Origin of the sequence: Paraburkholderia youngii (assembly GCF_013366925.1) — a bacterium.
GTDB classification, from domain to species: domain Bacteria; phylum Pseudomonadota; class Gammaproteobacteria; order Burkholderiales; family Burkholderiaceae; genus Paraburkholderia; species Paraburkholderia youngii.
This window is the reverse complement of the sequence record NZ_JAALDK010000001.1, coordinates 859938-880827: the sequence shown is the minus strand read 5'-3', so window position 1 is coordinate 880827 and position 20890 is coordinate 859938. Positions and strand designations below refer to the sequence as shown.

The following is a 20890-nucleotide window of genomic DNA, read 5'->3' as shown; positions in this document are numbered from 1 at the left end:
AAGGTTTGATGGACACGCTACAAAATATGCGAGTGTTCGTGCGCGTGGTTGAAGCCGGCAGCTTCACCGCGGCCGCGCAATCGCTCAATTCAACGACCGGCGCGATGTCTCGCGCGGTCTCGGAACTTGAAGCACACCTGCGCACGCGCCTGCTGAATCGATCGACTCGTCGGCTTGCGTTGACCACCGCCGGCGAGCGCTATCTGAAGCGATCGCAGCAGATCCTCGCGGATGTCGATATCGCGGAAGAAGAAGCCAGTTGCGCACACGAGCGACCAACCGGCGCGCTGCGCATGCATAGCTTTGCGAGCATCGGCCAGCACTACGTCCTGCCGGCTATTTCGCGTTATCGCGAGCTTTATCCTGATGTGACCGTCGAGTTGACGCTGTCACAGCGCATGCCCGATCTGTTCGAGGGCAGCGCCGATGTGGCCGTGATCGGAGCGTCGATGCTGCCGAATTCGGACCTCATATCGTTTCCGCTGGGGACGACGTTCAGCATTCTGTGCGCATCGCCGGCTTACGTGCGCGCGCACGGCGCGCCGCAAGAACCGGCTGACCTTGCGCATCACGAGTGTCTGATCCTTCATACGCCGGCGTTCCCGCCACATGAATGGACGCTCGACGGCCCGAACGGCAGTGAGTTGATGGAAGTCGACGGACCCGTGCATGTGAACATCGCGGAATCACTGATCGTGGCGATCCGCGAAGGCATGGGCATCGGCATGGTGCCGCTCTACGCGGCCATTTCCGGGTTGCGCGATGGCACGCTGGTTCGCGTGTTGCCAGAATATACGCTGCAGAAGACGACTGTTTATGCGCTCTATCCGTCGCGCAAATTCATCGATGCAAAGACGCGCACGTGGGTCGAATTCTTGCGTTCGCATCTGCCGAAGGTGATTGCGCGCGACGAAGCGTTGCTTGCCGAGGTGGCGCAAATGGGATGCGTAGATGACTCAGTGCAGATGAGTGGAGTTGTCGTCCCTGTCACTCAGGACATGCGGACACCGTTAGGTCTATGAACTCGCTGCAGCACGCCTAGACTCGCGCGGCGAGCGGATTTCAGGGCTTTATGCGGGTGGCGCTCATTGAAGTGTTAAATACATGAGAGCGCCGTTGGCGCGTCAGGCTTGGCCATATGCGCGACGTAGTTTCCGTCGATAAACGGGCTACTTTCGCCAGTGGCTGGCAACGCCGTCCGGCCACGCGTATTGTTTGCCCTCGGTCGAGCATCTTGCTTTTGATTTCGGCCGCGTAAACGCAAAAACCCCACCGCTGGGCGGTGGGGTTTCTGGCTTTGGGGAGCCTGACGATTACCTACTTTCACACGGGCAATCCGCACTATCATCGGCGTGGAGTCGTTTCACGGTCCTGTTCGGGATGGGAAGGGGTGGGACCGACTCGCTATGGTCATCAGGCATGACGGGTTGCTGCGTCGCTGTCGGATTGGGCTCAACCCGGCGCCACAGCCAATCGGGAAGAAGCGTAAAGGATTCGTGTGTTTGGGGTTGTGTTGTTGCTGGCACAACACTGATCTCAAACTGCATATCTTCATCCCCTTCGGGGATCGGACACCCGTAAGCGCTAAAGCGCTAACGGTTGTCGAGACACACCTGTTATAGGATCAAGCCTTACGGGCAATTAGTATCAGTTAGCTCAGTACATTACTGTACGTGCACACCTGACCTATCAACGTCCTGGTCTTGAACGACCCTTCAAGGGGCTCGAAGCCCCGGGGATATCTCATCTTAAGGCGAGTTTCCCGCTTAGATGCTTTCAGCGGTTATCTCTTCCGAACATAGCTACCCGGCGATGCCACTGGCGTGACAACCGGTACACCAGAGGTTCGTCCACTCCGGTCCTCTCGTACTAGGAGCAGCCCCCTTCAAATATCCAGCGCCCACGGCAGAATAGGGGACCAAACTGTCTCACGACGTTTTAAACCCAGCTCACGTACCTCTTTAAATGGCGAACAGCCATACCCTTGGGACCGGCTACAGCCCCGAGGATGAGATGAGCCGACATCGAGGTGCCAAACACCGCCGTCGATATGAACTCTTGGGCGGTATCAGCCTGTTATCCCCAGAGTACCTTTTATCCGTTGAGCGATGGCCCTTCCATACAGAACCACCGGATCACTATGACCTGCTTTCGCACCTGTTCGACTTGTCAGTCTCACAGTCAAGCACGCTTATGCCATTGCACTATCAGCACGATTTCCGACCGTACCTAGCGTACCTTCGTACTCCTCCGTTACACTTTGGGAGGAGACCGCCCCAGTCAAACTGCCTACCATGCACTGTCCCCGATCCGGATCACGGACCAAGGTTAGAACCTCAAACAGATCAGGGTGGTATTTCAAGGACGGCTCCACGCAAACTGGCGTTCACGCTTCACAGCCTCCCACCTATCCTACACAGACCGGTTCAAAGTCCAATGCAAAGCTACAGTAAAGGTTCATGGGGTCTTTCCGTCTAGCCGCGGGGAGATTGCATCATCACAAACACTTCAACTTCGCTGAGTCTCGGGAGGAGACAGTGTGGCCATCGTTACGCCATTCGTGCAGGTCGGAACTTACCCGACAAGGAATTTCGCTACCTTAGGACCGTTATAGTTACGGCCGCCGTTTACCGGGACTTCAATCAGGAGCTTGCACCCCATCATTTAATCTTCCGGCACCGGGCAGGCGTCACACCCTATACGTCCACTTTCGTGTTTGCAGAGTGCTGTGTTTTTATTAAACAGTCGCAGCCACCAGTTTATTGCAACCCCTTCACCCTCTCGGCGCAGGCCAGTCAAGCTACCGGGGCGTACCTTATCCCGAAGTTACGGTACCAATTTGCCGAGTTCCTTCTCCCGAGTTCTCTCAAGCGCCTTAGAATACTCATCTCGCCCACCTGTGTCGGTTTGCGGTACGGTCACTGTGAAACTGAAGCTTAGAGGCTTTTCCTGGAACCCCTTCCAGTTGCTTCGCTTCCGAAGAAGCTCGCGCCACACCCTTGAGTCCTGTGCCCGGATTTGCCAAGGCACCCTCTCCAATGCAGCGACCGGGACTTCCAACACCCGGACAACCTTCCGCGATCCGTCCCCCCATCGCATTTCACAATGGTGCAGAAATATTAATCTGCTTCCCATCAGCTACGCATTTCTGCCTCGCCTTAGGGGCCGACTCACCCTACGCCGATGAACGTTGCGTAGGAAACCTTGAGCTTACGGCGAGGGGGCCTTTCACCCCCTTTTATCGCTACTCATGTCAGCATTCGCACTTCCGATACCTCCAGCACACTTTCCAGTGCACCTTCGCAGGCTTACGGAACGCTCTCCTACCATGCACATAAATGTGCATCCGCAGCTTCGGTATATGGCTTAGCCCCGTTACATCTTCCGCGCAGGACGACTCGATCAGTGAGCTATTACGCTTTCTTTAAAGGGTGGCTGCTTCTAAGCCAACCTCCTGACTGTTTTAGCCTTCCCACTTCGTTTCCCACTTAGCCATATTTGGGGACCTTAGCTGGCGGTCTGGGTTGTTTCCCTCTTGACACCGGACGTTAGCACCCGATGTCTGTCTCCCGTGATTGCACTCTTCGGTATTCGGAGTTTGCTATGGCGTAGTAATCCGCAATGGACCCCACAACCATGACAGTGCTCTACCCCCGAAGGTGAGACACGAGGCACTACCTAAATAGTTTTCGGAGAGAACCAGCTATTTCCAGGTTTGTTTAGCCTTTCACCCCTATCCACAGCTCATCCCCTAACTTTTCAACGTTAGTGGGTTCGGTCCTCCAGCACGTGTTACCGTGCCTTCAACCTGGCCATGGATAGATCACCTGGTTTCGGGTCTACACCCAGCGACTGGACGCCCTGTTCGGACTCGCTTTCGCTACGCCTGCCCTAATCGGTTAAGCTCGCCACTGAATGTAAGTCGCTGACCCATTATACAAAAGGTACGCCGTCACCCCTTACGAGGCTCCGACTGTTTGTATGCATGCGGTTTCAGGATCTGTTTCACTCCCCTCCCGGGGTTCTTTTCGCCTTTCCCTCACGGTACTGGTTCACTATCGGTCGATCACGAGTATTTAGCCTTGGAGGATGGTCCCCCCATCTTCAGACAGGATTTCACGTGTCCCGCCCTACTTCTCGTACACCCAGTTCTTTCCCGCTGTTTTCGTCTACAGGGCTATCACCTGCTATGGCCGCACTTTCCAGAGCGTTCGACTAACAATGAGAATAAAGAGTACAGGCTGATCCCATTTCGCTCGCCACTACTTTGGGAATCTCGGTTGATTTCTTTTCCTGCGGTTACTTAGATGTTTCAGTTCACCGCGTTCGCTTCACGCAGCCTATGGATTCAGCTACGGATACTCCATTAGGAGTGGGTTTCCCCATTCGGACATCTCCGGATCAAAGCTCGTTTGCCAGCTCCCCGGAGCTTTTCGCAGGCTACCGCGTCCTTCATCGCCTGTGATCGCCAAGGCATCCACCACATGCACTTGTTCGCTTGACCCTATAACGGGTGTGTCTCAATGATTGCTCACTGCAGAATCACCTTCCGCTACAGGTTGAGTATTCGTGTTGCGCCGTATTCCAAAGCGATCTCTCGATCACCTTTAAAATACATCGATACAATCACAACCCTGATTCACCTACTCACGCACCCATCTCCAGGTACGCTTTCGTGAATCTCTTTACTACTTCTTCCTGATTGTTAAAGAACGACAGCCGATATAAAGCCTGTGCCTCATACCGCGCTGACTGGCTCAATCGCCAATGCGCAACGCTCTGCCTTCATGCAGAACCCTGCGCATTGAGGATTGGTGGAGGATGACGGGATCGAACCGACGACCCCCTGCTTGCAAAGCAGGTGCTCTCCCAGCTGAGCTAATCCCCCGGTCATACCCTACTCAAGGGTGTCCCAGTCAGCACCACAGACAAAGATGGTGGGTCTGGATGGATTCGAACCATCGACCCCCGCCTTATCAAGACGGTGCTCTAACCGACTGAGCTACAGACCCCTGAGTCTGTCTGCGTTGCTTCTCTAAACCACAGCCGATAAGCGTGAGCGCTTGCGCAGCAATGCAAGCTCTGGAAAGGAGGTGATCCAGCCGCACCTTCCGATACGGCTACCTTGTTACGACTTCACCCCAGTCATGAATCCTACCGTGGTGACCGTCCTCCTTGCGGTTAGACTAGCCACTTCTGGTAAAACCCACTCCCATGGTGTGACGGGCGGTGTGTACAAGACCCGGGAACGTATTCACCGCGGCATGCTGATCCGCGATTACTAGCGATTCCAGCTTCACGCACTCGAGTTGCAGAGTGCGATCCGGACTACGATCGGTTTTCTGGGATTGGCTCCACCTCGCGGCTTGGCAACCCTCTGTTCCGACCATTGTATGACGTGTGAAGCCCTACCCATAAGGGCCATGAGGACTTGACGTCATCCCCACCTTCCTCCGGTTTGTCACCGGCAGTCTCCCTGGAGTGCTCTTGCGTAGCAACTAGGGACAAGGGTTGCGCTCGTTGCGGGACTTAACCCAACATCTCACGACACGAGCTGACGACAGCCATGCAGCACCTGTGTGATGGCTCCCTTTCGGGCACTCCCGCCTCTCAGCAGGATTCCATCCATGTCAAGGGTAGGTAAGGTTTTTCGCGTTGCATCGAATTAATCCACATCATCCACCGCTTGTGCGGGTCCCCGTCAATTCCTTTGAGTTTTAATCTTGCGACCGTACTCCCNAGGCGGTCAACTTCACGCGTTAGCTACGTTACCAAGCCAATGAAGGCCCGACAACCAGTTGACATCGTTTAGGGCGTGGACTACCAGGGTATCTAATCCTGTTTGCTCCCCACGCTTTCGTGCATGAGCGTCAGTATTGGCCCAGGGGGCTGCCTTCGCCATCGGTGTTCCTCCACATCTCTACGCATTTCACTGCTACACGTGGAATTCCACCCCCCTCTGCCATACTCCAGCGCTGCAGTCACCAATGCAGTTCCCAGGTTAAGCCCGGGGATTTCACATCGGTCTTACAGCACCGCCTGCGCACGCTTTACGCCCAGTAATTCCGATTAACGCTCGCACCCTACGTATTACCGCGGCTGCTGGCACGTAGTTAGCCGGTGCTTATTCTTCCGGTACCGTCATCCCTCACGGATATTAGCCACGAGGTTTTCTTTCCGGACAAAAAGTGCTTTACAACCCGAAGGCCTTCTTCACACACGCGGCATTGCTGGATCAGGCTTGCGCCCATTGTCCAAAATTCCCCACTGCTGCCTCCCGTAGGAGTCTGGGCCGTGTCTCAGTCCCAGTGTGGCTGGTCGTCCTCTCAGACCAGCTACAGATCGTCGGCTTGGTAGGCCTTTACCCCACCAACTACCTAATCTGCCATCGGCCGCCCCTTGAGCGCGAGGTCTTGCGATCCCCCGCTTTCCTCCACAGAGCGTATGCGGTATTAATCCGGCTTTCGCCGGGCTATCCCCCACTCCAGGACACGTTCCGATGTATTACTCACCCGTTCGCCACTCGCCACCAGACCGAAGTCCGTGCTGCCGTTCGACTTGCATGTGTAAGGCATGCCGCCAGCGTTCAATCTGAGCCAGGATCAAACTCTTCAGTTCAAACCTGTTACTGTTTTCGGTTCCGCAGTTTCCTGCTTATGAACCGGTCGCTCACTCAACGTACTGACGATGATCAATCCGTCTTTCGACAGATAAACCTTCCTCTAATACTGTGTGAGGCTTCTGATACTTTTGCCTTGCAGCAGATCCAACGGATCCGCCGCCGCATTCCGCATCAAGCGCCCACACTTATCGACTGTTAGTTTTTAAAGATCGATCCGCCCAACCCGCAGCGCCTGAACTACCACCACCCGGCACTGCTTCGTTTGCGTCGCTGCGTCTGCAGCAGAGAAGCGAGATTATGGAGAACTTTCACCGGATCGTCAACAGGTTTTTATCACTTGCTTAACCTGCCCACGCCGCTGAAGCCCTCGCCAACAAAGGCTTCCCGCCTCTCCGCGCCCCGGCGTCCGGAGCACGAAAGAGCGGAATTCTAGTCGCCGCCATCGCGACTTGCAAGCGATATTTTGACGCTCGAAGTGCGACCTGCCGCGCCCCAAAAACACCTCGACTCACGAAGTCGCATGCGCGCGCATCGCCCGTTCGACGACGGCCAAATAGTGGTCGATCCCCGGCGTCGCACGATCCCTCTCTTTCGCGCGATCGTCCCATCGGCGCAAACGCATCGCGTCTTCCGCGTACGGCTTCTGCGTAAATGCCTGCGCCTCTTCCCTGCTAAAGATCCCGCCCTGCAACTGCAAGCTTCGCACCGAATCGGCGGAAAGCTGGCCGAAATACGTGGCGTCGATCGCGCATAGGCAGCGCTTTGCGTCGACGTGCAGACGAATCGGCTCCAGCACCGCATCCGACAACACCGGTCGCAAAAACGGCAAGGCGAAATACTGATGCAGATCGTCGACACCCCGTTCCGTCGGCGTCTCCCCTTGCAGGTTCAGCAGATGTCCGAGGTCGTGCAAAAACGCCGCGGCGACCAGTTCGTCGCTCGCGCCTTCCGCCTCGGCCAGCGCGCCGCTCTGCAACGCGTGCTCGAGCTGCGTCACCGGTTCGCCGCTATACGCGAGGCTGCCGTGCCGCTCGAAAAGCACACGGATATCGTCGAGACTCAATGCCACGGGTCACTCCCAAGGTAATGAAAACGTCTTCAGATTGGTAAAGCCCTTCATCGCTTCCTGAACGCCTTCCTTGTAACCAAGCCCGGAATCCTTGATGCCGCCGAATGGCGTCAGCTCGATCCGGTAGCCCGGCACTTCCCACACGTTGACGGTCCCCACGCGCAGCTCGTTAATGAAACGCGTGATCGCGTCCTGCCGGTTCGTACACACGCCCGACGACAGCCCGAACGGCGTCCCGTTGCTGATGCGGATCGCGTCGTCGAGCGTATCGAACGCGATGATCGGCGACACCGGCCCGAAGGTTTCCTCGCGCACGAGCGTCATCGACGGATCGACGTTGTCGAGCACGGTCGGCGCATACAGGGCGCCGCTGCGCTCGTTGCCAATGCGCAAGCGCGCGCCCGCGGCCACCGCCTCGTTCACGCGCGCCTCGAACAGCTGTGCGGCGGCGGCGTCGATCACGGTGCCCATCTGCATCGACGCATCGAACGGATCACCGAAGGTCCACGCGCGCGTCTTCTCGACGACCCGCTCCGTGAACTCCGCCGCGACGCGCTGTTGCACGAGCATCCGCTTGACAGCCGTGCAGCGCTGCCCCGAGTTCTTGTACGAGCCTTGCACCGCGAGCGTCGCCGCACGCTCGAGATCGGCGTCGTCGAGCACGATCAGCGGGTCGTTGCCGCCCAGCTCCAGCACGACGCGCCGATACCCGGCCTTCGCCGCGATGTATTTGCCGATCGCGACGCCGCCGGTAAACGTAACGAGGTCGACCGACGCGTGCGTAATCAACTCGTCGGCGATTTCGCGCGGATCGCCAGTCAGCACCTGCAGCATCGGCGCGGGCAGCCCCGCCTCATACAGCAGATCGGCCAGATAAAGCGCCGACAGCGGCACCTTCTCCGACGGCTTCACCACCACGCGATTATTCGTCGCGATGGCCGGCGCGACCTTGTGCGCGACCTGGTTCATCGGATGATTGAACGGCGTGATCGCGACGATCACGCCCGCAAGCGGTTCGCGCTGCGAAAACACCCGACGCTTTTTGCCATGCGGCGTCAGATCGCACGAGAAACTCTGACCGTCGTCGCGCAACGCCTCGAATGACGCAAAGCGGAACACGTCGGCGACGCGACCGATCTCGTAGCGCGAATCCTGCTTCGACAGCCCCGACTCCAGCGAGATCAGATCCGACGCCTGTTCGATGCGCTCGCGCAGCAGCACCGCCGTGCGCTCCAGAATCTGCGAACGCTCGTAGCGTGACAGCGTCGGCCGATACGCGAGCGCATAGTCGAGTGCGGCGCGCACATCGTCGATGCTGGCGAGCGGCACGGTGCCGACACGCATGCCGGTATAGGGATCGAATACGTCGAGCGTGCGGGCGCGCGTCGCGCGCTCGCCGCGCAGCCGCAGCGCTTCTACGCGGAACGCCGGATGGTCCCGCAGCACCGGGTTCATGATGTCGACACGCGATTGAGCGCGACGTCGAAGATATCGAAGTTGCGCAGCCGCTTGCCTTCGTTGCCGCTGGCCGTTGGCTGAACGCGCCGGTTGAACAGCAGCGGCACTTCCTGCTCGGAAATCCCGCCATGCGAGCGCAGCGGCACGGTGAGGCCGGACAGGTCGTGCTCGTCGCGCCGCGTGCCGAGCACGACATGCTTCGTGCCGATCACGACCAGATCGCCGATGCGATCCTCGGGCAACCCGAAGCGCGCGCACGCTGCGTTGCGGTCGAGCACGACTTCGATTCCCGGCAGGCGGCCAATCCGCGCAATCACCGACGCAGCATCGAGCTCGCGCGGCAGATAGACGGTCGCGAACGAACCCAGCGCGCCATGATGCACGACGTACGGATCGGTGATCGGCAGAATCACGCGCGTCGTCGATGCGCCGAGCCAGTCGTCGAGCAAGTCCTGCAGATAGATCACGTTCGGCTCGCCGGTTCGCGGATCGTGCTTCGCGTTCATGCCGTGGTCGGCGGTGAGACCGATCACCCAGCCGAGCGCGTCGAGCTTCGCGAGATAGCCGTCCATCATCGCGTAGAACGCGTTCGCGCCTTCGGTGCCTGGCGCCCATTTGTGCTGGATATAGTCGGTCGTCGACAGATACATCAGGTCGAGCTTGCGCGTCTGCGCGAGCCGCACGCCGGCCGCGAACACGAATTCCGACAATCCCGCGCTATACACGTCCGGCAACGGCAGACCGACCAGACCGAGCACACCGTCGATGCCGTTTTCCTCGACCGTCACCTTGTCGGCTTTCTCCGCCGAAAAGCAGATGCCCTTCAACTGCCAGCCGAGCAGTCCGCGCAGTTTGTCCTTCGCGGTGACGACGGCGACCGCGGCGCCCGCGTCGGCGGCGGCCGCGAGCAGCGTGGGCGCGCGCAGGTAGGCAGGGTCGTTCATCATCACCGCCGCGCCCGCGCCGTTGTTCGCGTCGGTGTCCCAGAAGTAGTTGCCGCAGATGCCGTGCACGGACGGCAGCACGCCGGTCACGATCGACAAGTTGTTCGGGTTCGTGAACGACGGGATCACGCAGTCGCCGCGAAACGCCGCGCCACCCTCGAGCATCGAGCCGATGAAAGGCGCGACACCGGCCGCGACCGCCGCGTCCAGATAAGCAAACTCGCAGCCGTCGACACAGACGACGACCGTCGGTTGCGAAGGGAGGCGATAGCTCCGGCCGTTGACTTCGATCGTGCGTTGCTCGGCGTGTGTCATCGCGTGGTCTTCCATTACAGGGGTTGTCATTGCCAAGGCCTCATCGTCCGCGCGAGCCGGCCGCGCCCGCGGTTGCCGGGATGCGCCGCTCGTGCGCCGCATCACCCGCCGCGTCGCACGCCGCACGGGCGCGCTGCAAGCCGCCCTGCACATGCGCGCGCATCAATTGCGCGGCCTGCTCCGCATCGCGTGATGCGAGCGCGGTCAGAATTGCGCGGTGCTCGGCGAGCGAGCGCGCCATCGCGTCGCCTTGCACGACCAGCGCCGCTCGCCGAAACAGGCTCAACTCGCTGACGAGCCTGCGATACGTGTCGTACAACTTCGTGTTACCCGCCGCCGCGACCAGCCCATCGTGAAACGCGACGTTCGCGCGCGCATACGCATCGGGATCGTGCGACGCGAGCGCGGCGCGCATCGCATCGACGCAATCGCGCAGCACCGCGAGCTTGCCCGCATCGATGCTGGCCGCGAGCATCCGGCACGCCGCCTCTTCGAGCACCGCGCGCACCGTGTAAATCTCGTCCGCTTCCGCGAGCGACACCGTCCGCACGAACACGCCGCGATTCTTCTCGGTCCGCACCAGCCCCGCCTGCTCCAGCGCGCGAAACGCCTCGCGCACCGGCCCGCGCGACACCTGCAAGCGCGCCGCCCAATCGGCTTCGTTGAGCTTATCGCCCGGCGCCAGCGTGCCGTCGACGATATACCGCTCGATCTCGTCGCGCACCAGCGTCGTCAGCGAATGGCGGCGCACGACCTCGATCGGATCGACGGAAGCAGAGTGCATATATTCGGTCACTTTGACAAATTTCGCCACATCACATCGGATGTCCACCGTTGGGCGTGCGCGCTTCAGATCAAGGAAACCGCCCGCCGATCAGCCGGGTCAGCCCGGTCAGTCGATCCGGCGACGCGGAGCACGCGCCGCGATCAGCAGCAGCGCGACCAGCGAGACCAGCAGCAGAATCAGCGACAGCGCGGAAGCCGGCAGGTAATAGCCGCGCTCCACCTGCCCGACGACGACGATCGGCACCGTCGCGAAGCCCGGCGGATACACGGTCAGCGTCGCACCGAGTTCGCCGAGCGACAGCGCAAAACCGAGCGCGAGACTCGCGCGGATCGCCGGCACCAGTTGCGGCAACACGACACGGCGCAGCACCATCGACGGCGGCGCCCCGAGGCTCGCGGCCGCTTCGCGCAGCACGGTCAGCTCCGGGCGCAGCGCGGCGGCCGCGCAGCGATAGCAGAACGGCAGCACCAGCGCGAGCTGCACGAACACGACGATCGCCGCCGAGCTCGACAGATCGAGCGGCCGTTTGTGATACGCGATCAGCACCGCGAGGCCGAGCACCACACTCGGCACGCCGTTGGGCATCATCGCGATCGTGTCGACGATAGCGCCGAGGCCGCGCCGGTCGCGCCCTTCGAGCGCGAGCGCGAGCCACAAACCGAGGATCGTGCCGAGCACCGCGACGCCCATGCCGACTTCGAGGCTGGTGGTCAGCGCGTCGAAGTCGCTCGAACCGAGGCGCTCGAACCAGCGCATGCTGAAGCCGTCGGGCAAGATCGTGCCGGACCAGTGCGACGCGACGCTCGATAGCGCGACGACCAGCACCGGCAGCACGAACAGCCAGAAGCACAGCAGCGCGGCGAAACCCAGAAAGAGACCGCCGAGCAGTCGCACGACGAGGCTGTGCCGCACGGGCCGGCCCTTCTTGTGCATGACCGGCAGCACGGTCGGATCGAGTTCAACGGCCATGACCGGCTCCTTTCACCTTGCGACTATTGACGCGCCGGTACAACGCGTACAGCGACAACGACATCAGCAGCATCACGACCGCGCCGGCGGCGGCGGTCGGCAGATCGAGATCGACGGTCGCGGCGCTATAGATCGCGACAGGCAGCGTGATCAGATGGGCGCTGCCGAGCACCAGCAGAATGCCGAACTCGTTCAACGTCAGCAGAAAACACAGGATCGTGCCCGCTGCGATACCCGGCCACGCGAGCGGCAGGATCACCTTGAACGCGACCATCAGGCCGTTCGCGCCGAGGCTGCGCGCGGCTTCGATCAGCCGCCGGTCGAGCAGCGCGAACGATGCCAGCGTCGGACGCACGACGAACGGCGTATAGAACACCACTTCCGCGAGAATCACGCCGCCGATGCCGAACAGAAAGTCGAGCGGCGGCGCCTGCAGATTGAACAGCCGCTGCAGCCCGATGCTGACCGAGCCCTGCGAGCCGTACAGAAAGATCAGCGTGAAGGCGACCAGAAACGACGGGAACGCGACGAACAGCTCGAGGAAGCGCGTGACCATTCGCGCGCCCGGAAACGGCTTGAAAAACAGCAGCGACGCGAGCGCCACGCCGAGCAGCGACGCCAGGCTCGCGCTCGCGAACAGGATGCCGAGCGTGGTGCCGATCACGCCGCGCGTTTCGGGGTTGCCGAAGAACGTCACGTACGCGTGGCCCGACAGGCCGTGCGCGCCGGTCAGACTCAGCATCACGAGCCGCACCAGCGGATAGATGACGAGCGGTCCGAGCACCACGACCGCAATGAACAGCAGATGCCATTGCGCGAGACGCTCGCGCCGCCTCACTGCGGCCGCATGCGCCGCGGCGCTCGCCAGACGGCGTGCGGCGGCGGCTTCGAGCTCGGCTTGCGCGGCAAGGTCGAGCGGATTGGACGTATCAGGGCTTGATAAGGACGACATCGCCAGCCTCGTAACGCAGGGAAACACGCGCGCCCTTCTCCGGCGTCATGCCGAGGCTGCGCTGCATCGTGACGAGCACGGGATCGTTCGGCAGCGCATCCAGCACGACCGATACCGACAAGGCCGCGCCATACCACTCGACCGACGCGATCGCGCCATGCAACTGCCCCTCGCCGAGCGGCACGATGCGCAGCGCCTCCGGACGCAGACACGCGACACGTTCGCGCTCGTTGTAGCGCGCGTCGTCCATGCCGAACGCGACCTGCGGCGGCAGCAGATTGGCCGCGCCGAGGTAGCGCGCGACGAAGCCGTCGGCCGGCGTGTCGTATAGCTGCTGCGGCGTGCCGAGCTGCGCGATGTGGCCATCGCGCATCAGCAGCGTGCGGTCGGACAGCACGAGCGCGTCGTCCTGATCGTGCGTCACGCAGACGATCGTGAGATTCGGCAGGCGCTCATGCAGCGCCTTCAGTTCGGAACGCACCGACGCGCGCAGATTGGCGTCGAGCGCGGACAGCGGTTCGTCGAGCAGCAGCACGTCGGGTTCGATCACGAGCGCGCGGGCGAGCGCCACGCGCTGCTGCATGCCGCCCGACAGTTGCGCGGGCATCACGTGCCCGGCGTCGCCGAGCTGCACGAGCTTCAGCGCCTCGGCGACGCGGCGCGCGACGTCGCGCGCCGGAATGCGCCGTGCGCGCAAACCGAACGCGACGTTCTCGAATACCGTCAGATGCGGAAACAGCGCGTAGCTCTGGAACAGCAGTCCGAGGTTGCGCTTGTGCGGCGGCACATGCGTCAGATCGCGGCCGGCCACCGTCAGCGTGCCGGCCAGACCGTCGGCCTCGATGAAGCCCGCGATGAAGCGCAGCAAGGTCGTCTTGCCGCAGCCGCTGCGGCCGAGCACGGTGAGCAACTCGCCGCGCTGGATGGTCAACGACAGATCGTCGAGCACCGTGCGTGCGCCGAAGCGCACCGTCAGGTGATCGATCTGCACGCCGCCCGGCGCGGCGGCGCCCGGCGCGTCCAAACGCGCGGCGTCGAGCGCATCCAGCGGCGCGCCAGGCGCGGTGGGGTGAGCGAGACTGGCCGTATTCACCGGGGTCTTCCTCCAACAGAATTAATGCTGATGCGGCGCCGCGCAGTACCTGCGAAGCGCCGCCTGAATCGACAACGTCAAACGTTGCTGATCTGAGTCACTTACTTCGGCTTGACCACTTCGGTCTCTTTGCCCGACGAACCGATCACGTCGCTCTTCCAGCGCGCGGTCCAGTCGGCCTTCTTCGCCATCACGTGATTCCAGTCGACCGGAATCAGCTTGACGCCGCTGATCGCCTGCTTGACCGTTTCGCCGCTCTTGCCGGCGAGCGGCACGTCGCTGCGACCCGGAATGCCGAAGATGTCCGGCACCTTCGACTGCACGTCCGTCGACATCAGATAGTCGATCAGCTTCTTGCCTTCGGCCTGGTTCGGACCGTTCTTGATCAGCCCGATCGCGTACGGCAGCTGGAACGTGGTCGGCTGACCGCCGGGCGTAGCGGCGAGGAACACCGGCTTCAGAGACAGGCCGCCGTTGGCCGCGTCGTCGAGATCCATCTGCAGATCGCCGTTGGCGACCGCGATCTCGTTACGCGATAGCAGCACGTCGAGATAGCCCGTGCCCTTGGTGTGGAACTTGGCGCTCTGCTCGAGCTTCTTCAGATAGTCGAACGCCTGGTCTTCGCCCATCAGCGACGAGGTCAGGATGATCACCGCCATGCCGTCGCCGGCGGTCGCCGGGTTGGAATAGGCGACCTTGCCGGTGAAGTCCGGGTGCAGCAGGTCCGCGAACGTCTTCGGCTGATTTTTCGTGACTTCGGGGTTGATCGCGAACGAGAAGTAGTTGTTCACGAAGGTCGCCCATGCGCCGTTCGGCGCCTTCGCGATGGCCGGCACGTTCTTGTAGTTGGCGCTCTGGTACGCCTGCAGCAGACCGTTCTGGTCGGCCTGCTGGATGAACGGCGGCAGCGTGACGAGCACGTCGGCCTTCGGCTGGTCCTTCTCGATGGTCGCGCGGTTCACGACTTCGCCGCTGCCCGCCGTGACGATATTGACCTTCACGCCTTCCTTCTTTTCGAAGGCCGGCAGCACATCCTTGTACAGATTTTCGAGGCCGTCGGCCGTGTACAGCACGACGGCGTCGGCCGCATGAGCCTGCATCGCGGCACCGCCGAACGCTGCGGCGGCGACCAGCACCGGCAGCAGCTTGCGCGCGAGACCGGCCGCGGCGTGAAGGGAATTCGTCTTTTTCATGTCGCTCTCTCCGAAAGGCTAAAAACCAGACGGTCGGGATAACCCATACCTGTAGTGATTGAACGGCGGCACGCGCCGCTTGGCGTTGCCCGCTGCGGTTGCCGCGCCGGTCTGTCGTGGATTGCAGATTGCCGACAACTTTGCCGCTTCTCGCCCAGCCTGACTGACAGCCCGCCTCCGACACCCGCGCTGCCTGCCGCGCCTGAGCGGGCACGGGAAGAATCACAGGTTTCGATGACACGGCCGTGACGATTTTGCCGAATTCCAAAAAAAGACACAAATTGCCAATTCAAGCCAACCGATGGAATTCGTCGCGCCGCCCAAAAATGGAACTCCGCGCGCCGATCCCGTGTGGATCGTACATGGCGAAAATGACGATGTATGCACGATGCATCGACGAAATTGCGAAGGCGCGGCGCTGCTCGCGGACGCGGCGCTCGCGCGGCGCGCTGGCCGTGCTCGTAGCGTTCCCCGCGGTTACCTCTGCTGCGGTGTACGCGGCCCTGATAACGGCGCGTATTGTGCCCGGCCGTTCCGTTCCAATATCTGGAGCGAAACCCGCGGCTTTTTTTAGTTAGATTTTGGCGGGTGCGGAATGGCGTTCAGCGAGGAGCCGTCTCACGCGATCAGAATCTCCGGACCATGCGCGGTGATCGCCTTGCCAAGCGCGCGCTCGGGCGCCAGTTCGGTGACCAGATACCGCGCCGACTCGATACCGTTGATGCGCACCGGCGTCACGCGTCCGAACTTCGAATGATCGGCGACGACCACCACCAGGTCGGCCGCGGCGATCATGCGGCTGCGCACTTCGGCCGCCATGCGGCTGTAGTCGGTCAGATAGCCGTCCGGGGAGATCCCGCCCGCGCCGATGAACGCGAAATCGGCGTGGTACTGCGTGATCTGGTGGACCGTGTCGAGTCCGAAGGTCGCGTCCTCGATATCGGACAGCTCGCCGCCGAGCAGCGTCACGCGATTGTCGTTGCGTCGGCCGAGCAGCAGCGCGATGCGCCAGTCGTTCGTGTAGACCGTCAGCCGATGCCGGTCGAGCAGCGCGCGCGCGACCGCCTGCGTGGTACTGCCCGAATCGACGATCAGCGATGCGCCGTCCGGCACGAACTCGGCCGCGCGCTCGCCGATCGCGCGCTTCGCGCCCGCGTTCTCGGCTTCGCGCGTATCGAGATCTGGCTCGCGCCGATCGCTTGACAGCGCGCCGCCGTGAGTCGTCACGAGCAGTCCGCGGCCGGCCAGTGCGTTGAGGTCGCGACGGATCGTTTCGCGCGATACGTTCAGTTCGCGCACCAGTTCAGCGACCGACAGCGCGCCGTTCTTTGCGACTTGCGCGAGGATGTATTGATGACGTTGTTCTGCGAGCATCTGTGCGCCGTGGTTGAGGAAGGCCGCCGTATTGTATTACGCGTATTGCGCGTCGTTGGCGCGGGCGCGCAGGTTGCGCTCATGGCGAGTTCATCGCGCGCTAAGGTTGCTACGAGCCGCCCCTTGCGCGCGCACCCGCCCGCCACCGCGCCGACCTGCTAACCTTGACGGCTGGACTCTTCGGCCATGCGGCGAACGCCACGCCGCCGCCCGGCCGAGTCCCGCGCACAACGCCTCGCCCGTCAACCGAACCGCCGATGCCGCCACTGTTTCGCCGTCTACTGCTGCTATTCCATGCGCTGCGTTACGGCGCGCGCCTGATCTGGCTCGCCGCCCCGCCCGACCACAAGCTGCATTGGATGATCGAGCTGATCGGCCGCGTGCATGCGTCCGAGCGCAGCGGCGCGCAGTTGCATGGCCTGCTGCCGGCGCTCGGTCCGCTCGCGAGCCGCTTCGCACAGACGCTGGCCGCTCGCCCAGAACTCGCGAGCGGCACGCTGCATGACGCGCTGGACGCCATCGATCACATGGAAGCACCGCTGTCGCCGGACGACTCCGCGCTGGCCTTGACGCGCGCGTTCGGCCGGCCGCTCGGCGAGCTGTTCAGCGCGGTCGACCTCGTGCCGGTGCGCAGCGGCTTCGCCGAGCAGACCCATTTCGCGCGGCTCGCGGTGCCGCTCAAAGGTCACCATGAGGTCGCCGTCAAGCTCGTGCGCGCGCAGCAGTTGCAACAGATTGGCGATGAGCTCGCGCTGTTGCGCTGGGTCGCGCGCTGGCTCGAAAAGCTGTCGCGCGTCGCGCGCCGGCTGAAGTTGCGCTCGCTCGCGCAAACCTTCACCGACGACATCCTGCGCCGCTTCGACCTGCGCGCCGAAGCCGCGAACCTGAGCCAGACCGGCCATCATTTCGACGGCGACAAGCGCATCGTCGTGCCGGACGTGATCTGGGAGCTGTGCACCGACCACACGCTGACGATGCAGCGCATCAATACGCTGCCCGCGAGCGACCTGCCCGGCCTGCACGCACACGGCATCAAGCTGGCGCCGCTCGCCGCGCATATCGTCGAGGTGGTCACCGAGCAGGCCTTCGAGCTTGGCTTTTTCCACGCGACGCTCGATGCGCGCCGCGTGCGCGTCAGCATCGAGCCGGACACGCTCGGACGCCTCGTGCTCGCGGAGTTCTCGATCATGGCGACGCTGTCGAGCGGCGAGCGCGAGTTCTTCGTGCACGGCGCTACCGCGTTGTTCGACCAGGACTACGGGCGGCTCGCCGACATGCATCGCGAGGCCGGCCATGTGCCGGACGACACACGCCCCGAGATGCTCGAAGCCGAACTGCGCACGCGCGCTGAAGCGCACTTCGCGGCGGCGCCCGAGGATCGCTCGGCGGGTTCGCTGTTTCATCATCTGCTGCACGGCGTGCAACCGTTCGACGGCCAGGTGTCGGGCCAGCTCGCGACCGCGCAGCGCTCGTTCCAGCAGGCGGAGATGCTCGCGCGGACGCTGCATCCGGGCGTCGATACATGGAACATCGCACGCGGCGTGCTTGCCGATATCGCGCGACGCGATCTCGATCATCGCGGCTGGCTCAAGCGGCTGTCACACGAACTGCCGCATCTCGCGCATATGCTGCCGCGCGTGCCGCAACTGGCAGTGCGCTATCTGCAGCAGCACGATCGCGCGGGTACGCCGCAGCAGAACGCGCAACTGCTCGCGGATCTCGCGCGCGAATACCGGCGCACGCGTTGGCTATTGTGGGCGTGCGTGGTCTGCGGCGGCGCGCTCGGAGCGGGGATGACGCTGCTCGCGTGGTGACGGTCCCGCGCGCGCATTGCAGCTTTGAACAAGACGCGCGCCGCCCGTGCGGTCAACATGGCGGCTTTTTCACACCCTCCGCCCCGATGCTCGCCACCTTTGCTGCCGCCGTGTTCGTCGTGCTGTGGTCGACCGGTTTCGTGGTCGCCCGCGCAATCACGCCTTACGCCGATCCCAATCTGTTTCTGCTGGCCCGTTTCGGCGGCACCGCGCTGATCTTCGCGCTGGCCGCGCTCGTCGCGCGCTCCGCCTGGCCGACCGGACGCAACTTCGGCAAGCACCTGAGCGCCGGCGCACTGCTGCAAGGGGTCTATCTCGGCGCCGGCTACTGGGCTGTCGCGCAAGGTCTGAGCGCGGGCGTGATGGCTTTGCTCGGCGCGCTGCAGCCGCTCGCGACGGCCGCCGTTGCCGCGCCGCTGTTCGGCGAGCGCTTGTCGCGGCGCGGCTGGAGCGGCATGGCGGTCGGCCTCGCCGGCGTCGTGCTGGTGCTCGCGCCGAAGCTCGCTGCCGCGACGCCGCCCACCCACGGCAACGCGCCGGCGTGGCTGGTCGTGCTGATATCGATCGTCGCGGTCGGGGCGATCACGGCGGGCACGCTGTTCCAGAAGACCTCGCTCGCCAAGGCCGATATTCGCAGCGCGAGCGCGGTGCAGAACGTCGGCGCGGCTGTCGTCGCGGGGGTGCTGGCGCTCGCGCTCGGCGAGCATCGCTGGATCGCGTCGCCGACGCTGTGGGCATCGCTCGCGTGGGGCATCGTGATGCTGTCCGGCATCAGCGTCACGTTGCTCGTCTGGATGGTCCGGCGCGGGGATGCTTCGCGCGCGACAGCGCTGCTGTTTCTCGCGCCGCCGCTCGCCGCGCTCGAAGGCTATCTGGGGTTCGGCGAGACGCTGCTGCCCGTGCAGATTGCCGGTTTTGCGGTCGCCCTGGCGGGCGTGTTGTTGGCGAGGTCGTGAGGGGCGCCCCGCGCTGGTATTGCGACAAGACCTGGGCGTCCGTCAGTCGGCCGTATCCGCGTGCGCGGGCATTTTTGCGCGCGCGACCGCACCGGGCACTGGCGACCAGGCTGGCCGGCTCTTGCGCTGCGAATCGACGACGACGATAAAACGCCCCGCCCACGGCATGATCTGCCGATCGCTTTTCAGCACCCACAAAGACTGGCCGGAATCGACGAGCTGCTGGTATTCCGCGTCGAGAATCCCGTAGTGATCCAGAAACGTGTTGAGCGACGCGGGAATCCGCACGCAGCCCTTCGAATGGCGAATACCGAGCAGCTGTTCTAGCCGATCGGGGTCGGTCGCGTGCATCTGGAAACGCATCTGCGACATGCCGCCCTTGCCCCAGCCGCGTTCGCCCTGCGCCCAGCCGAGGTCGAAGATGCGCATATCGCGACGGCCATAACCGCGAATGTGGTTTTCGTTCTCCGTGCCCTCGGAGCGGAAATCCATATTGTCGGGCGTATGTTCAAACACGCCGAGCGGCGTGATGAAGTGGTCGTACTCGCCAGGCCGTCCGGTGGATACCGGCGATGCGCCGATCATCTGCCAGTTGTCGGCGGGCGCTGGGCGGAAGTAAATCAGGAGCGCCTGCACGTTCGCATTGCGATCGACGAGCACCACATACTCGCCCGACAGATTGCCAAGCTCGTTCTGATTGAGTGCCGTCTCCAGACGGTCGGCGTACGCACGCTGCTCCGCGACGGGCAGTCTGAGCCGGCGCGTCACGTCCTGCGCGAATACATCGCGCAGCAAGAACGCGCGGCGCGGATCGACGATGCCGGCCGCGTCGGGCGCGGCGACGGTGGCGGCGTCGATGGTGCCCAATGGTTGGCTCGCGCCATTCCACGCTTTGGCCGAAGTGGTCGGATTCACAGTGTGCGCCGCCGATGTTGCGGATGCAGGCGACTGAGCGGTACCGGGCACCGCTGCATGAACCTGCGCCGCCATCGCGCCCGCACCTGCCGATATGACGGTTGCGCACATCCACGCGCAAATCCTCAGGCGGTTAAATCCAGGCTGGCCAGGCCGATCTGGGTATCTCATCGCGTCCTGAAACAAACATGATTATTATTGATTGACACGCCGGATCCCGGTGGCGTTCGCTACGATCGATGTTACGCAGCGAATTGACGCGTGTCGATGAATATACCCTCTAACTTAGGACCTATTCAAAAACGATTGACTATTTCCCCGCAATCGACATATCAGTGAAATGCAATTAATTCGCAATTAAGCTGGTCATCGGAAAATCAGGCCACAAAAGCGAAGGACGATTTCATTCGACGAAAGATCGCCCGAATA

The 20890-nt window shown here is 62.5% G+C and carries 14 protein-coding genes, 2 tRNA genes and 3 rRNA genes; 4 read left to right on the top strand and 15 right to left on the bottom strand.

Features of this window, described 5'->3' with window-relative positions; all coding sequences use genetic code 11:
• The first annotated feature begins 8 nt into the window (after nucleotides 1-8).
• Nucleotides 9-1022 (top strand): LysR family transcriptional regulator, encoded by a 1014-nt coding sequence (locus G5S42_RS04140; RefSeq protein WP_176105650.1) that lies wholly within the window; start codon nucleotides 9-11, stop codon nucleotides 1020-1022.
• Between the two features lie 282 nt (nucleotides 1023-1304).
• Here G5S42_RS04140 and rrf read toward each other — a convergent pair.
• From rrf to phnS, 13 genes are all read right to left on the bottom strand, one after another.
• Nucleotides 1305-1418: ribosomal RNA gene (rrf, locus tag G5S42_RS04135) — 5S ribosomal RNA — on the bottom strand.
• Between the two features lie 202 nt (nucleotides 1419-1620).
• A 23S ribosomal RNA gene (locus G5S42_RS04130) occupies nucleotides 1621-4504 on the bottom strand.
• Between the two features lie 308 nt (nucleotides 4505-4812).
• A tRNA-Ala gene (locus tag G5S42_RS04125) sits at nucleotides 4813-4888 on the bottom strand.
• Between the two features lie 47 nt (nucleotides 4889-4935).
• A tRNA-Ile gene (locus G5S42_RS04120) sits at nucleotides 4936-5012 on the bottom strand.
• Between the two features lie 74 nt (nucleotides 5013-5086).
• A 16S ribosomal RNA gene (locus tag G5S42_RS04115) occupies nucleotides 5087-6618 on the bottom strand.
• Together the 16S, 23S and 5S rRNA genes with 2 tRNA genes alongside form the textbook arrangement of a ribosomal RNA operon.
• A gap of 512 nt (nucleotides 6619-7130) precedes the next feature.
• Nucleotides 7131-7691: a phosphonate degradation HD-domain oxygenase gene (locus G5S42_RS04110; RefSeq protein ID WP_176105649.1), complete on the bottom strand. Its 561-nt coding sequence runs from the start codon at nucleotides 7689-7691 to the stop codon at nucleotides 7131-7133.
• A 3-nt stretch (nucleotides 7692-7694) separates the two neighbouring features.
• Entirely contained in the window at nucleotides 7695-9146 is a 1452-nt protein-coding gene (gene phnY, locus G5S42_RS04105; protein WP_176105648.1) for a phosphonoacetaldehyde dehydrogenase, read from the bottom strand.
• Nucleotides 9143-10423 carry a phosphonoacetate hydrolase gene (gene phnA, locus G5S42_RS04100; protein WP_176110328.1) on the bottom strand — a complete coding sequence of 427 codons (1281 nt, stop codon included), beginning with the start codon at nucleotides 10421-10423 and terminating at the stop codon, nucleotides 9143-9145. The genes phnY and phnA overlap by 4 nt, the downstream gene beginning before the upstream one ends.
• A 25-nt stretch (nucleotides 10424-10448) precedes the next feature.
• On the bottom strand, nucleotides 10449-11192 hold the full coding sequence (locus G5S42_RS04095; protein ID WP_217709837.1) for a phosphonate utilization associated transcriptional regulator: 744 nt from the start codon (nucleotides 11190-11192) through the stop codon (nucleotides 10449-10451).
• A 108-nt stretch (nucleotides 11193-11300) separates the two neighbouring features.
• A complete protein-coding gene (phnV, locus tag G5S42_RS04090; protein WP_176105646.1) occupies nucleotides 11301-12164 on the bottom strand; it encodes a 2-aminoethylphosphonate ABC transport system, membrane component PhnV in 864 nt (287 codons plus the stop codon).
• Nucleotides 12154-13116 carry a 2-aminoethylphosphonate ABC transporter permease subunit gene (locus tag G5S42_RS04085; RefSeq protein ID WP_176105645.1) on the bottom strand — a complete coding sequence of 321 codons (963 nt, stop codon included), beginning with the start codon at nucleotides 13114-13116 and terminating at the stop codon, nucleotides 12154-12156. Before G5S42_RS04085 ends, phnV begins: the two co-directional genes overlap by 11 nt.
• On the bottom strand, nucleotides 13094-14209 hold the full coding sequence (gene phnT / locus G5S42_RS04080) for a 2-aminoethylphosphonate ABC transport system ATP-binding subunit PhnT (RefSeq protein ID WP_176105644.1): 1116 nt from the start codon (nucleotides 14207-14209) through the stop codon (nucleotides 13094-13096). The genes G5S42_RS04085 and phnT overlap by 23 nt, the downstream gene beginning before the upstream one ends.
• A gap of 101 nt (nucleotides 14210-14310) precedes the next feature.
• Nucleotides 14311-15402: a 2-aminoethylphosphonate ABC transporter substrate-binding protein gene (gene phnS, locus G5S42_RS04075; protein WP_176105643.1), complete on the bottom strand. Its 1092-nt coding sequence runs from the start codon at nucleotides 15400-15402 to the stop codon at nucleotides 14311-14313.
• 301 nt (nucleotides 15403-15703) lie between these two features.
• Between phnS and G5S42_RS04070 the strand changes: the two genes are divergently transcribed.
• On the top strand, nucleotides 15704-15976 hold the full coding sequence (locus tag G5S42_RS04070; protein ID WP_176105642.1) for a hypothetical protein: 273 nt from the start codon (nucleotides 15704-15706) through the stop codon (nucleotides 15974-15976).
• Between the two features lie 44 nt (nucleotides 15977-16020).
• Here the strand turns inward: G5S42_RS04070 and G5S42_RS04065 are convergent, their stop codons facing one another.
• Entirely contained in the window at nucleotides 16021-16776 is a 756-nt protein-coding gene (locus G5S42_RS04065) for a DeoR/GlpR family DNA-binding transcription regulator (protein ID WP_176105641.1), read from the bottom strand.
• A gap of 257 nt (nucleotides 16777-17033) precedes the next feature.
• Between G5S42_RS04065 and G5S42_RS04060 the strand changes: the two genes are divergently transcribed.
• Complete coding sequence (locus tag G5S42_RS04060) at nucleotides 17034-18590, top strand: ABC1 kinase family protein (protein ID WP_176105640.1); 1557 nt, start codon at nucleotides 17034-17036, stop codon at nucleotides 18588-18590.
• A gap of 86 nt (nucleotides 18591-18676) precedes the next feature.
• Nucleotides 18677-19546 carry a DMT family transporter gene (locus G5S42_RS04055; RefSeq protein ID WP_176105639.1) on the top strand — a complete coding sequence of 290 codons (870 nt, stop codon included), beginning with the start codon at nucleotides 18677-18679 and terminating at the stop codon, nucleotides 19544-19546.
• Between the two features lie 42 nt (nucleotides 19547-19588).
• On the opposite strand, the gene G5S42_RS04050 is transcribed toward G5S42_RS04055, so the two are convergent.
• A complete protein-coding gene (locus G5S42_RS04050; protein WP_176105638.1) occupies nucleotides 19589-20572 on the bottom strand; it encodes a L,D-transpeptidase in 984 nt (327 codons plus the stop codon).
• Nucleotides 20573-20890 lie beyond the last annotated feature (318 nt).